The sequence below is a fragment of the Streptomyces sp. NPDC015130 genome, assembly GCF_043080005.1.
Classification (GTDB): Bacteria; Actinomycetota; Actinomycetes; order Streptomycetales; family Streptomycetaceae; genus Streptomyces.
In genome coordinates this window covers 138990-152561 of record NZ_JBIBVC010000014.1, presented here as the reverse complement: position 1 = coordinate 152561, position 13572 = coordinate 138990, and the positions used below count along the sequence as shown (strand labels likewise).

Genomic DNA, 13572 nt, shown 5'->3' with positions numbered 1-13572 from the left:
CCCCTCACGATTCGAAAGCAGGAAGAGCCCTGAGCACGCGCCTCGACCACCGCAACCCCCTCGTGTTCGACACACACGAGCTGGGGCGGCGTCCTGGTGCCCTCCAGCGGCTCTCGCGCTCCGTAGAGGCCCCCGCGGCCCTCGGTGTCGAAGGGGTCATCGGGGTGCCCGAGGGCGCTCCGGTGGAAATCGATCTCCGTCTCGAATCGGTCATGGAAGGGGTGCTTGTCACAGGCACCGCCCGTGCATCGGCCGAGGGGGAGTGCGTAAGGTGTCTGGAGCCCGTCGAGCTGGAGCTCGACGTGGACTTCCAGGAGATGTTCTCGTACCCCGACTCCGACGACCGGGGCCGCTCCAAGGCGGCCGCGGACGACGAAGCCGAGGAAGACGAGGACATGATCCCCCTCGAGGACGGCATGTTCGACCTCGAACCTCTGCTGCGTGATGCGGTGGTGCTCGCACTGCCGATGCAGCCGGTGTGCCGGGACGACTGTGCGGGTCTGTGCTCCGAGTGTGGAGCCAACCTGAACGAGGACCCGGACCACCACCATGATGCCGTCGACGCCCGTTGGGCGGCATTGCAGGGACTCGCCGGTTCGCTGGGAACCGATGAGAAGGACAACATGAGCGGCAAAGCCTCTGACGGGGACGTCCGAAGCGCCGCCGAGAAGCAGGAGAAGTAGCCGTGGCTGTTCCGAAGCGGAAGATGTCGCGCAGCAACACGCGCCACCGCCGGTCGCAGTGGAAGGCTGCGGTCCCCACCCTGGTTTCGTGTGAGCGTTGCCAGGAGCCGAAGCTGCAGCACATCGCGTGCCCGAGCTGCGGCACCTACAACAAGCGCCAGGTCCTCTCGGTCTGATTGGGCTGGTGAGAGGCGCAATGTCTGAGTCCCGCAAGACGGACGACAAGACGGACCATGCCTCGTCCCACACGCTTCTGGAAGGGCGGCTCGGCTATCGGCTCGAGTCCGCCCTTCTGGTGCGTGCACTGACCCACCGTTCGTTCGCGTACGAGAACGGCGGCCTGCCCACCAACGAGCGCCTGGAGTTCCTCGGGGACTCCGTGCTCGGCCTGGTGGTCACGGACACGCTGTACCGCACCCACCCCGACCTGCCCGAAGGCCAGCTGGCCAAGCTGCGGGCCGCGGTGGTCAACTCTCGCGCACTTGCGGAGGTCGGTCGCGGCCTCGAACTCGGCTCCTTCATCCGGCTCGGCCGGGGCGAAGAGGGCACGGGCGGCCGGGACAAGGCGTCCATCCTCGCCGACACCCTTGAAGCGGTGATCGGCGCGGTCTATCTCGACCAGGGCCTCGACGCGGCGTCCGAGCTGGTTCACCGGCTCTTCGACCCGCTGATCGAGAAGTCCTCAAGCCTCGGTGCCGGCCTGGACTGGAAGACCAGTCTCCAGGAGCTCACCGCGGCCGAGGGCCTGGGTGTGCCGGAGTACCTCGTCTCCGAAGAGGGCCCGGACCACGAGAAGGTCTTCACTGCTGCCGCCCGCGTCGGTGGTGTCTCGTACGGCACCGGCACCGGCCGCAGCAAGAAGGAAGCGGAACAGCAGGCGGCGGAGTCCGCGTGGCGCGCGATTCGCGCGGCCGCGGACGAGCGCGTGGCGGCGGCCAAGGCCGCTGCCGATGCCGGTGAGGGAGAGGTCGCCGACCCCTCTCCGACCACGGACGGGGCGACGGCCTGACGGCCTTCCCCTCTCCACCGCTTCCCGAGAACCCCGCCCCAGGGCGGGGTTCTCGTCTTTTCCCCGGGCGTCCACCCGGTGCCGTTGCGCCGGTAGGGTTGAGTCGCTGTCGATCGACGTCGTCCGGAGGAGTGCCGTGCCCGAGCTGCCCGAGGTCGAGGTCGTCCGCCGCGGACTGGAGCGCTGGGTCGCCGGGCGGACCGTGACCGAGGTCGAGGTGCTGCACCCGAGGGCCGTACGGCGCCATCCGGCCGGCGGCGCGGACTTCGCGGCCCGGCTGAAGGGGCAGCGGTTCGAGGTGGCACGGCGGCGCGGCAAGTACCTCTGGCTGCCGCTGGCCGGCACCGGCACCTCCGTGCTCGGCCACCTCGGCATGAGCGGTCAGCTGCTCGTCCAGCCGGAGGACGCCGCCGACGAGAAGCACCTCCGCATCCGGGTCCGCTTCGACGACGCCGCCGGGACCGAGCTCCGCTTCGTCGACCAGCGGACCTTCGGCGGGCTCTCGCTGCACGACCAGACCCCCGACGGGCTGCCCGACGTCATCGCGCACATCGCCCGCGACCCGCTGGACCCCGAGTTCGACGAGGCCGCCTTCCACCGTGCGCTCCGCCTGCGCCGTACGACCGTCAAGCGGGCCCTGCTCGACCAGTCGCTGATCAGCGGCGTCGGCAACATCTACGCGGACGAGGCGCTCTGGCGCGCCAAGCTGCACTACGACCGGCCCACCGCCACACTCACCCGGCCGCGCTCGGCGGAACTCCTCGGGCACGCCCGGGACGTCATGAACGAGGCCCTCGCGGTCGGCGGCACCAGCTTCGACAGCCTGTACGTGAACGTCAACGGCGAGTCCGGCTACTTCGACCGCTCGCTCGACGCCTACGGGCGCGAGGACGAGCCCTGCCACCGCTGCGGTACGCCGATGCGCCGGCGCCCCTGGATGAACCGCTCCAGCTACTTCTGCCCGCGCTGCCAGCGCCCGCCGCGCCCGGGCGTGTGACGGGGCGGACCCTCGGGCCGACCCTCAGCCCGTGACCGGAGCCGCGCGCTCCGCGTCGTAGTTCTCGCGTGCCGCCTCGACCTGCGGCATGCGGCCCTCCACCAGCTCGATCAGGCCGATGAGCCGCTCCGCGATCTCGCGGCCGAGCGGGGTGAGCCGGTAGTCGACCCGCGGCGGGTTCGTGGGCTGCGCGTCCCGGTGGACGAGACCGTCCCGCTCCAGCGCGTGGAGCGTCTGCGACAGCATCTTCTCGCTCACGCCGTCGACCCGGCGCCGCAGCTCGTTGAAGCGGAACGTCCCGTCGTGCAGGGCGCCCAGGGTCAGGCTGCCCCAGCGGCCCGTCACGTGCTCCAGCGTGCCGCGCGAGGGGCAGGCCCGCGCGAAGACGTCGTAGGCGAGGTCGTCAGTCATGCCCTCCACCGTACTCGCGCACAGCGCTTTCCGTCTGTAGTGCGCTAACCCCATGCTTGCGCTCTCAAAAAGATAGTACTCCGGCGCTTCGAGGTGGCCTCGGCGAACCGGTGGAAGGCGCCCGAGGCAGTACCCACGTAGGTCGGGGAGCCGAAGAGATCGCGTCGGAGGAGTCGAGCGGCTCCCGGGTTCACCGACGCCGGCAAGGTCCCCGCCTGACCCGCGATCCCTGACCGCCGATCCCTGGCCGGATCCGAGTGGCCTCCCGCATCGCCTCCCGCAAAACCGGAAGGGCCCCCTCACCTGAGTGGTGACGGGGCCCTTCCGCGTACGGGAACGGACGGACGGCTCAGCGGCCGAAGTCCTGGGTCCACCAGGGGCCGCCGTCACCGAAGTGCACGCCGACGCCCAGCGTCGTGAAGTCGCAGTTCAATATGTTGGCGCGGTGGCCGTCGCTGTCCATCCACGACGCCATCACGGCCGCCGCGTCCGCCTGGCCGCGCGCGATGTTCTCGCCGCCCAGGCCCGTGATGCCCGCCTGCTCGGCGCGCGCCCACGGGGTGTCCCCGTCCGGGTCCGTGTGGTCGAAGAAGCCGCGCGCCGCCATGTCCGCGCTGAACGCCCCGGCCAGCACCGCGAGCTGCCCGTCCGCGCGGACCGGGGTGCAGCCCACCTTGGCGCGCTCGACGTTGACCAGTCGGAGCACCTCGGCCTCGGCGGCCTCGCCCCGGCCGGCCGTGGAGGGCGCGGCCGGGGTCTCGACCGGCGCCTCGGTGGTCGGGTCCGGGGTGGGCCGCGGCGCGGCCGGCCTGGTCGTGGGCGCAGCCGGCTTCGTCGTGGGCGCGGCCGTGACCTTCGGGGTCACGGGCTTGGGGCGTGCCGTCGTCCTGGTGGGCGTCGGCTTCGGGCTCGGCTTCGCGGAGGACGGGGTGGCCGAGGGCGAGGCGGACCTGCTCGCGCTCGCGCTGGGGCGCGCGCTCGGGCTCGTACCCGCACCGGAGCCCGCCGTGGTGGACGTGCCGCCGCCCGGGCCGCCGTCGGCCGGGGTCTGGGTCGCCCCGCCCTGCGTCGTCAGCTCGGGGGCCTGCCGGGACTGGATCTGGCGCTCGTCAGAGCCGGCGTTGCCGACGGTGAAGGTGTCCCCGCCGGGCAGGAGGCCCGAGGCGACGGCCACGGCTCCCACCGCCACCGCCGCGGAGGCGCCGAGGAGTCCGGTGCGCACGGTCCGCCGCTTGCGGCGCTCACCCCGGTGTCGGTGGTCCGAACCGGCCGCGTAGTCTTCTGCCGCGGGTGCGGAGCCGGAGCGACGGTGGCGTCCCATGTACTGCCCTGCCTTCCTCTGCGAGCTCCGCCGTTCCCTGCGGACCCTTGCTGATGCGTGTGCCGGTCTTTGCTGCGTCTTTGCTGATCTTTGCTGTCGGTGCTTTTCGGACCGACTGCCGAATGGTGCGCGCCCGAACGGGTGAGTCGCATTCCGTCGGGACTGTACGCGATGAGACGCCGGGGCGACGTGCTCATCGGGCAATCCGCCGGTTAGCGTGCAGCCATGAGTGACGACGTACGGATGACCGCCTGGGTGCGCGGCCGGGTACAGGGAGTGGGCTTCCGCTGGTTCACCAGGGCAAACGCACTGGAGATCGGCGGCCTCGTGGGCTTCGCCCTGAACCTCGACGACGGCCGGGTCCAGGTGGTGGCCGAAGGGCCGAGTGAGAATTGCCACCGTCTTCTCGACTGGCTCCGGACGGGCGACACGCCCGGCCGCGTGGACGGAGTCACGGAGATATGGGGCACACCGCGCGGGGGCTACGAGTCCTTCGCGATCCGCTGACGTCCTCCACGGAAGAACCCCTCCCGGTGACCGGGAGGGGTGCCCGGGGGACACCCCGTGACGAGGGCGGGGAGGGAGAAGTGCCTGGTGGTTGCCAAGAAGTGCGCGCCGTGGAAGGCTGCCCATGAAGAATGATCGCCACGCCCCGAGGTGCCGGGTCGAGAGGCGCCGCGGCTTGTCGCGCGGGCGCCGACTCCCCGGGCGCCCCTTCGAACGGGGCGTGATCGTGTTGACCGTCAAACTTTTTGGTGAGACGCTGGAATCCCCGCGCACCTTAGCTGTTTGGCAGTAAGAACCGGCACGATCGCACTGCCGAGCACCGCGGGTGCGAATCCCTCACGACCCACACCGCAATCGGTCGGTCACTCAGTGTGGAGGACCATCCATCATGGCAAAGGCGCTTCTCGGTTACGTCGGCGGCTCCGACCCGCGACTCCTCGCCGAGATGCGACGGCTTCAGCAGCGCGTCCAGGACCTGGAATCCGAGCTGGTACGGATCCAGTCCGAGAACGACACGCTCGCGGCTGCCGCCGCTCAGCACCAGGGAGAGTCGCTGCTCGACAGCATCGATCTCGACGTACCCCAGGCGGAGCCTGCGCTCACCTGATCACTCAACCCCCAGGGGCCAGGTGGGAAACACTCCGTCCGGCATCGCCGACCGCGCAACCCACGTCGGCGTAGCAGGACAAGGCAACAGCTGGACATGCAGTGCAGCTGGACATGCAAGGGGCGCTTCGGCGTCCCTTCTTTCTTTCACCCGCCGTTCACCCCACGGCCCACCCCGGGCCCACCCCTCCTCACCCGGTGATCTGCCCTGCGCCCTCGCGAGTGAAACGCGCGGGCCCCGGTAGAGTCCCCGGGGTGCACCTCAAGGCCCTGACCCTCCGCGGATTCAAGTCGTTCGCCTCGGCCACGACCCTGCGGTTCGAACCCGGCATCACCTGCGTCGTGGGCCCCAACGGATCGGGCAAGTCCAACGTCGTGGACGCCCTGTCCTGGGTCATGGGCGAGCAGGGCGCCAAGTCGCTGCGCGGCGGCAAGATGGAGGACGTCATCTTCGCCGGCACGACCGGGCGCCCCCCGCTCGGCCGCGCCGAGGTCTCGCTGACCATCGACAACTCCGACGGCGCGCTGCCCATCGACTACGCCGAGGTCACCATCACCCGGATCATGTTCCGGGGCGGCAGCAGCGAGTACCAGATCAACGGCGACACCTGCCGGCTGCTCGACATCCAGGACCTGCTCTCCGACTCCGGCATCGGGCGCGAGATGCACGTCATCGTCGGCCAGGGGCAGCTCGACTCCGTCCTGCACGCCGACCCGATGGGCCGCCGCGCCTTCATCGAGGAGGCCTCCGGCGTCCTCAAGCACCGCAAGCGGAAAGAGAAGGCGCTGCGGAAGCTGGACGCGATGCAGGCCAACCTCGCGCGCGTGCAGGACCTCGCCGACGAACTTCGCCGCCAGCTCAAGCCCCTCGGCCGGCAGGCCGCCGTCGCCCGCCGCGCCGTCGTCATCCAGGCCGACCTCCGCGACGCCCGCCTCCGGCTCCTCGCCGACGACCTGGAACGGCTCCAGCGGGCCCTCACCGCCGAAGTCGCCGACGAGGCGGCGCTCCTCGCCCGCAAGGAGGCCACCGAGGCCGAGCTGCGGGAGGCGCTCGCCCGCGAGGCGGCACTCGAGGCGGAGGTCCAGGCCCTCGCCCCCCGCCTCGAACGAGCCCAGCAGAGCTGGTACGCCCTCTCCCAGCTCGCCGAACGCGTCCGCGGCACGGTCTCCCTCGCCGACGCGCGCGTGAAGAGCGCCGAGGACGCCCCCGCCGAGGAGCGGCGCGGCCGCGACCCCGAGGACCTGGAGCGGGAGGCCGCCCGCGTCCGCGAGCAGGAGGCCGAGCTGGAAGCGGCCCTGGAGGCCGCCGAGCGCGCCCTGGAGGACACCGTCGCCCACCGCGCCGAGCTCGAACGCGAGCTCGCGGCGGAGGAGCGCCGCCTCAAGGACGCCGCCCGCGCGATCGCCGACCGGCGCGAGGGCCTCGCCCGCCTGCACGGCCAGGTGAACGCGGCCCGCTCGCGCGCCGCCGCCGCCCAGGCCGAGATCGACCGGCTGACCGCCGCCCGTGACGAGGCGGCCGACCGGGCGGTCGCCGCCCAGGAGGAGTACGAGCAGCTCACGGCGGAGGTCGAGGGCCTCGACGCCGCGGACGGCGAGCACGGTGAGCGGTACGAGGCGGCCCGCCGCGAACTCGCCGAGGCGGAGGGCGCGCTGAGCGCCGCCCGCGAGGCGCTCGGCACCGCCGAGCGGAGCCGGGCCGCGACCCGGGCCCGGCACGACACCCTCGCCCTCGGCCTGCGCCGCAAGGACGGCACGGGCGCCCTGCTCTCCGCCGGAGTCACCGGCGTCCTCGGCCCGGCCGCCGAACTCCTCACCGTCACCCCGGGGTACGAGATCCCCGTGGCCGCCGCCCTCGGCGCCGCCGCCGACGCGGTCGCCGCCACCGGACCGGCCGCCGCGGCCGAGGCGCTGCGCCTCCTCCGCAAGCAGGACGCCGGCCGCGCCTCCCTCCTCCTGACCGACGCCCCGGAGCCGCCCCCCGGTGCCGGCCTCGGCCCCGGCCCCGGTGCCGAGGGCTGCCCGAGCGCCGCCGACCTGGTCCGCGGCCCCGCCGAACTCCTCCCCGCGGTCCGCCGGCTGCTGGCCGGAACGGTCGTCGTCGACGGCCTCGACGAGGCCGAGCGGCTGGTCCGCTCCCGGCCGGAGCTCACCGCCGTCACCGCCGAAGGGGACCTGCTCGGCGGCCACTTCGCGCACGGCGGCTCGGCCGGCGCGCCCAGCCTTCTGGAGGTCCAGGCCTCGGTGGCCGAGGCGGCCGCCGAGCTCGACGAACTGACCGTACGGTGCGAGGAGTTGACCACCGCGCAGCGCGAGGCGGACGAGCGCCGCCGGAGGGCCGGGGCGCTCGTCGAGGAGCTGGACGCGAGCCGCCGGGCCGCCGAGCGGGAGAAGTCGGCCGTCGCCACGGAACTGGGGCGGCTCGCCGGTCAGGCCAGGGGAGCGGCGGGGGAGGCCGAGCGGACCGCGGCGGCCGTCGCCCGCGCCCAGGAGGCTCTGGAGAAGGCGGTCGGGGAGGCGGAGGAGCTGGCCGAACGGCTGCTCGTCGCGCAGGAGGCCACCGCCTACGGGGACGGCGAGGACGAGCCCGACACCTCCGTCCGCGACCGGCTCTCGATCGACGGCTCCAACGCGCGTCAGACCGAGATGGAGGCGCGGCTCCAGGTCCGTACCCACGAGGAGCGGGTCAAGGGGCTCGCCGGGCGCGCCGACTCCCTCGACCGGGCCGCCCGCGCCGAACGCGAGGCACGCGCGCGTGCCGAGCAGCGCCGGACCCGGCTCCGCCACGAGCGGAGGGTCGCGGGCGCCGTCGCCGCCGGGGCCCGCGGGCTCCTGGCCCACGCGGAGGTCTCGCTGGGCCGCGCGGAGCGCGAGCGGGTGGCGGCCCAGGCGGCGAGGGCCGATCGTGAACAGGGGCTCACCGTGGCCCGGGCCCGTGCCCGGGACCTCAAGGCCGAGCTCGACAAGCTGACCGACTCGGTCCACCGCGGCGAGGTGCTCGGCGCGGAGAAGCGGATGCGGATCGAGCAGCTGGAGGCCAAGGCCCTGGAGGAGTTCGGGGTGGAGGCGGTCGCGCTGGTCGCCGAGTACGGCCCCGACCAGCCCGTACCCCCGTCGCCGTCCGTCGACGGCGAGGGGCACCCCGAAGAGGCGGAGGCCGCCCGGCCGTTCGTCCGTTCGGAGCAGGAGAAGCGGCTGAAGGCCGCCGAACGGGCGTACCACCAGCTCGGCAAGGTCAATCCGCTGGCTCTGGAGGAGTTCGCGGCCCTGGAGGAGCGGCACCGCTTCCTCTCGGAGCAGCTGGAGGACCTGAAGAAGACCCGGGCCGACCTGCTTCAGGTCGTGAAGGAGGTCGACGTACGGGTCGAGCAGGTCTTCACGGAGGCGTACCGGGACACGGCCCGCGAGTTCGAGGGTGTCTTCTCGCGGCTCTTCCCGGGCGGCGAGGGCCGGCTGATCCTCACCGACCCCGACAACATGCTCACCACCGGCGTCGACGTGGAGGCCCGTCCGCCGGGCAAGAAGGTCAAGCGGCTCTCGCTGCTGTCCGGCGGCGAGCGGTCGCTCACGGCCGTGGCGCTGCTGGTCTCGATCTTCAAGGCCAGGCCCAGCCCGTTCTACGTGATGGACGAGGTCGAGGCGGCGCTCGACGACACCAACCTCCAGCGGCTCATCCGGATCATGGAGGAGCTCCAGGAGTCCTCGCAGCTGATCGTCATCACGCACCAGAAGCGGACGATGGAGGTCGCGGACGCGCTGTACGGCGTGTCCATGCAGGGCGACGGCGTCTCGAAGGTGATCAGCCAGCGACTGCGCTGAGCGGCCCTCTCCCTTCATCTCTTCAAGTCTTGAATCGATGACATGCCATCGCGTTCTTAAAGTCATACGACATCGGCTATTGACTTCGAAACTTGAAGGCATAGTCTCTGCAACGTTGCTTTTACCTTCACGTGGTGAGCGGCGTGAAGTTGTGCGCCACTGGAAGGGCTTGCCCCCCACCCAGGAGTCCATGTGACCAGTCCCGCGCAGGCGCCCACGCCGCCGCCGTCCGAAGGGCGAGCGGCCCATCCCGACCACCTCGGCCACGTCATCTTCATCACGGCCTCCGCCGCGATGGGCGGATTCCTCTTCGGTTACGACAGCTCGGTCATCAACGGCGCCGTCGAGGCGATCCGGGACCGCTACGACATCGGCTCCGGCACCCTCGCCCAGGTCATCGCCATCGCCCTGATCGGCTGCGCCATCGGTGCCGCGACCGCCGGCCGGATCGCCGACCGCATCGGCCGCATCCGCTGCATGCAGATCTCCGCGGTCCTCTTCGCCGTCAGCGCCGTGGGCTCCGCGCTCCCCTTCGCCCTCTGGGACCTGGCCCTCTGGCGGATCGTCGGCGGCTTCGCCATCGGCATGGCCTCCGTCATCGGCCCCGCCTACATCGCCGAGGTCGCCCCCGCCGCCTACCGCGGCCGCCTCGGCTCCTTCCAGCAGGCCGCGATCGTCATCGGCATCGCCATCTCGCAGCTGGTCAACTACGGCATCCTCCAGCTCGCCGACGGGGACCAGCGCGGCGAGATCGGCGGCCTCGAGGCCTGGCAGTGGATGCTCGGTGTGATGGTCGTCCCCGCCGTGCTCTACGGCATGCTCTCCTTCGCCATCCCCGAGTCCCCGCGCTTCCTCATCTCCGTCGGGAGGACCGACCGGGCCAAGGAGGTCCTCGCCGAGGTCGAGGGCCACGGGGTCGACCTCGACGCGCGCGTCGAGGAGATCGACCGGGCCATGCGCAGCGAGCACAAGTCCACCTTCGGGGACCTGCTCGTCGCCGGCAGCAAGTACCGGCTGCTGCCCATCGTCTGGGTCGGCATCGGGCTCTCGGTCTTCCAGCAGCTCGTCGGCATCAACGTCGCGTTCTACTACTCCGCGACCCTCTGGCAGTCCGTCGGCATCGACCCGTCGAGCTCGTTCTTCTACTCGTTCACCACGTCGATCATCAACATCATCGGCACCGTGATCGCGATGGTCCTGGTCGACCGCGTCGGCCGGAAGCCGCTCGCCCTCGTCGGCTCCGTCGGCATGGCGCTCGCCCTCGCCGTCGAGGCCTGGGCCTTCTCCGCCGACCTCGTCGACGGCAAGCTCCCCGAGACCCAGGGCGTCGTGGCGCTCGTCGCCGCCCATGTCTTCGTGCTCTTCTTCGCCCTCTCCTGGGGCGTCGTGGTCTGGGTCTTCCTCGGCGAGATGTTCCCCAACCGGATCCGCGCCGCCGCCCTCGGCGTCGCCGCCTCCGCGCAGTGGATCGCCAACTGGGCCATCACCGCGAGCTTCCCGTCCCTCGCGGACTGGAACCTCTCCGGCACCTACGTCATCTACACGGTCTTCGCCGTGCTCTCGATCCCCTTCGTGCTCAGGTACGTCAAGGAGACCAAGGGCAAGGCGTTGGAGGAGATGGGCTAAACCCCGCTGCCCCTCTCCTCACCCACGGAACTGCCCCGGCTCAGTCCTTGAGCCGGGGCAGTACGCCGTCGCAGAACAGCCGCAGGCTCCGCCACCCCTCCTCGACCGGCATCCCGCCGCACAGCGGATGCAGCACCAGGCTCTCCAGACCGAGCGCCACGCACTCGTCCGGCGTCACCACCCGGTACACCCCCTCCGCCCGCAGCTCCTCCACGGTCGTCGCCGTCGACCGCACCGCTGAGCGGATGTCCTTCGACTGCCAGGAGGCGTACGTCCGCGCCTCGTGCAGGAAGTGCTCGCCGTACTCCGCCCAGGTCCGGTCCGGATCCTCCGACAGGTGCAGCAGGGGCGTCTCCTCGGCCGGCATCATCGTCCAGCCCTCCGTGCCGTACTCGGCGCACCGCTCCCGGTAGTACGTCTCCAGCTCCGGCAGGTGCGCGCTCGGGAAGAAGGGCAGCCCGAGGCGGGCCGCCCGCCGCGCGGCCGCCCGGGACGAGCCCCCGACCAGGAGCATCGGATGCGGCTGGGTGAGCGGCCGCGGGGTGACCCGTACCGTACGGCCCTGGTACGTGAAGGGCTCGCCGGTCCAGGCCGTCAGCAGGGTCTCCAGGAGCAGGTCCTGGAGCTTCCCGCGCCGGCCCCAGTCGACCCCGCGCTCCTCGTACTCCTCCGGCCGGTAGCCGATCCCCGCCACCGTCACCAGGCGGCCCCCGCTCAGCAGGTCCAGGACCGCGATGTCCTCCGCGAGCCGCAGGGGGTCGTGCAGCGGCCCGATGATCGCCGAGACGGTCACCGCGATCTTCTTCGTCGCGCCGAAGACCGCGCCCGCGAAGGCGAAGGGGGAGGGAAGCCAGTTGTTCGCGACGCCGTGGTGCTCCTCGGTCTGGACCGTGTCGACCCCGTGCGCGTCGGCGTGGGCGGCCATCTCGACGGCCGCCCGGTAGCGGGCCGCGAGGGAGACGGGGGTCGCCCGCGGGTCGACGAGGTTGAACCGTACGACTGTGAAGGGCATGGGAAGTCCCCCTCCGCTCGTGGGATCCGGCGAAGGGGGACGCTATCTGACGTCGCGTCAGATGGAAACGGTCTCGCGCACCTCGGCGGGTGCCGCTGTAGCCTTCTCGGGCGTCCGCGGCAGCACGGCGTACAGCACGCCCGCCACCACGATCGTCGCCGCCCAGCCCAGGCCGTTCTCGCCGATCCACGAGGAGGCGAGCGGACCCGCGAACCAGTCGACCTTCGTGAACAGCAGACCCGCGAGCAGCGCCACGGCCCACGCCGTCATCGCCTGCCAGGCGAACCCGCCCCGGTACCAGTAGGCGCTGGTCCTGGTGGTGTCCATCAGCGCCACCGCGTCGTACGTCCGGCGCCGCAGCATGTCCACGCCGAAGACCCCGATCCACGCCGAGAACGCCACCGCGAGCAGGGTGAGGAACGAGATGAACGAACCGATGAAGCTGGTCGCCACCACCATCAGCAGGAAGCCGAAGACCAGGCTGATCAGGGCGTTCACACTGACCGCCGCCGCACGCGACACCTTGATGCCCAGGGTCTGCGCCGTGAAGCCGGCCGAGTACATCGACATCGAGTTGATCAGCAGCATCCCGAGCAGCGCGATCACCAGGTACGGCACGGAGATCCACATCGGGAGCAGCTCACCGATGAAGGAGACCGGGTCCTGCGCCGAGGCCAGGTCCGGGGTCGACACGGCCATGACCGCGCCCATCAGCACCATCGGCAGGACCACGATCCCGGCGCCGCCGACCGTCGAGCCGACCATCGCCTTCGAGGAGGCCGTACGGGGCAGGTAGCGGGTGAAGTCCGGCCCCGACGGGACCCAGCTGATGCCGCCGGCCGCGATCGTGCCGATGCCCGCGACCATCATCGCGGTCGAACCCGCCGGCTTGTCGAAGACCGCGGACCAGTCCGTGTTCGCCACCAGGTAGACCAGGACGAGGACGGAGAAGGCGCCGAAGAGGTACGTGGACCACTTGCTGCACACCCGCAGCGCGTTGATCCCGAGACCCGAGACCAGAAAGGTGCAGGTGACGAAGAGCAGCAGCGTCACCACGATGAGAAGCGTGTTCGACTTCACGCCGAAGAGCAGGTCGAGCACGGTCAGCACCGCGTAGGCGCCGGTCACCGCGTTGATGGTCTCCCAGCCCCACCGGGCGACCCAGATCAGCGCGCCGGGGAAGAGGTTTCCGCGCTGGCCGAAGACGGCCCGCGACAGCGCCATGCCCGGCGCGCCGCCACGCTTGCCCGCGATCGAGATCAGGCCGACGATCCCGTACGACAGCACCGGCGCGGCGATCGCCACGGTCAGGACCTGCCAGAAGTTCAGGCCGTTGAAGACGATCAGGCCCGCGCCCATCGTGAGCAGCAGCACACTGATGTTGGCGGCGACCCAGGTCGGGAAGAGCTCGCGGACCCGACCGGTCCGCTCGGCGTCGGGGACGGGTTCGAGACCGCGGGTCTCCATCGCGCCGTCGTGCGTCGCGCCTACGGCTTCGGAGGCGTCGTGGGGCATGGGGGTACTCCGTGAAGAAAGATGGGGGAGCCATCCAGAGTACGTGCTCCGCCTTTGTGCCCCTCG

Annotated in this window: 12 protein-coding genes and 1 pseudogene; 8 read left to right on the top strand and 5 right to left on the bottom strand. The window is 71.5% G+C overall.

Going from position 1 to position 13572, the window contains the following annotated elements:
* The first annotated feature begins 29 nt into the window (after positions 1-29).
* The 4 genes from ACF08F_RS26920 (at position 30) to mutM (ending at position 2689) form a co-directional block, all read left to right on the top strand.
* A complete protein-coding gene (locus tag ACF08F_RS26920) occupies positions 30-683 on the top strand; it encodes a DUF177 domain-containing protein (protein ID WP_189511089.1) in 654 nt (217 codons plus the stop codon).
* A 2-nt stretch (positions 684-685) separates the two neighbouring features.
* The gene (gene rpmF / locus ACF08F_RS26915) at positions 686-859 is read left to right on the top strand and encodes a 50S ribosomal protein L32 (RefSeq protein WP_015036448.1); all 174 of its coding nucleotides are present in this window, start codon (positions 686-688) and stop codon (positions 857-859) included.
* 20 nt (positions 860-879) lie between these two features.
* Positions 880-1692: a ribonuclease III gene (gene rnc / locus ACF08F_RS26910; protein ID WP_392301101.1), complete on the top strand. Its 813-nt coding sequence runs from the start codon at positions 880-882 to the stop codon at positions 1690-1692.
* A gap of 136 nt (positions 1693-1828) precedes the next feature.
* Positions 1829-2689, top strand: coding sequence for a bifunctional DNA-formamidopyrimidine glycosylase/DNA-(apurinic or apyrimidinic site) lyase (gene mutM / locus ACF08F_RS26905; RefSeq protein ID WP_392301100.1), 861 nt, complete (start codon positions 1829-1831; stop codon positions 2687-2689).
* Positions 2690-2713: 24 nt separating this feature from the next.
* Here the strand turns inward: mutM and ACF08F_RS26900 are convergent, their stop codons facing one another.
* The 3 genes and pseudogenes from ACF08F_RS26900 to ACF08F_RS26890 form a co-directional block, all read right to left on the bottom strand.
* A complete protein-coding gene (locus tag ACF08F_RS26900; RefSeq protein WP_392301099.1) occupies positions 2714-3100 on the bottom strand; it encodes a winged helix-turn-helix transcriptional regulator in 387 nt (128 codons plus the stop codon).
* 74 nt (positions 3101-3174) lie between these two features.
* A pseudogene (locus ACF08F_RS26895) lies at positions 3175-3278 on the bottom strand (NADPH-dependent FMN reductase); the annotation flags it as partial.
* Positions 3279-3449: 171 nt separating this feature from the next.
* On the bottom strand, positions 3450-4421 hold the full coding sequence (locus ACF08F_RS26890) for a CAP domain-containing protein (protein WP_392301098.1): 972 nt from the start codon (positions 4419-4421) through the stop codon (positions 3450-3452).
* 225 nt (positions 4422-4646) lie between these two features.
* Between ACF08F_RS26890 and ACF08F_RS26885 the strand changes: the two genes are divergently transcribed.
* From ACF08F_RS26885 to ACF08F_RS26870, 4 genes are all read left to right on the top strand, one after another.
* Positions 4647-4928, top strand: a complete 282-nt coding sequence (locus ACF08F_RS26885; protein ID WP_189510888.1) for an acylphosphatase — start codon at positions 4647-4649, stop codon at positions 4926-4928.
* A gap of 388 nt (positions 4929-5316) precedes the next feature.
* Positions 5317-5535, top strand: coding sequence for a hypothetical protein (locus tag ACF08F_RS26880; protein ID WP_055641131.1), 219 nt, complete (start codon positions 5317-5319; stop codon positions 5533-5535).
* Between the two features lie 254 nt (positions 5536-5789).
* Complete coding sequence (gene smc / locus ACF08F_RS26875) at positions 5790-9353, top strand: chromosome segregation protein SMC (RefSeq protein WP_392301097.1); 3564 nt, start codon at positions 5790-5792, stop codon at positions 9351-9353.
* A gap of 192 nt (positions 9354-9545) precedes the next feature.
* Positions 9546-10979 (top strand): sugar porter family MFS transporter, encoded by a 1434-nt coding sequence (locus tag ACF08F_RS26870; RefSeq protein WP_392301096.1) that lies wholly within the window; start codon positions 9546-9548, stop codon positions 10977-10979.
* 40 nt (positions 10980-11019) lie between these two features.
* Here ACF08F_RS26870 and ACF08F_RS26865 read toward each other — a convergent pair whose 3' ends face one another.
* Positions 11020-11991, bottom strand: a complete 972-nt coding sequence (locus ACF08F_RS26865; protein WP_392301095.1) for an LLM class flavin-dependent oxidoreductase — start codon at positions 11989-11991, stop codon at positions 11020-11022.
* A 57-nt stretch (positions 11992-12048) separates the two neighbouring features.
* A complete protein-coding gene (locus tag ACF08F_RS26860) occupies positions 12049-13506 on the bottom strand; it encodes a cytosine permease (protein WP_392301094.1) in 1458 nt (485 codons plus the stop codon).
* Positions 13507-13572: the final 66 nt, after the last annotated feature.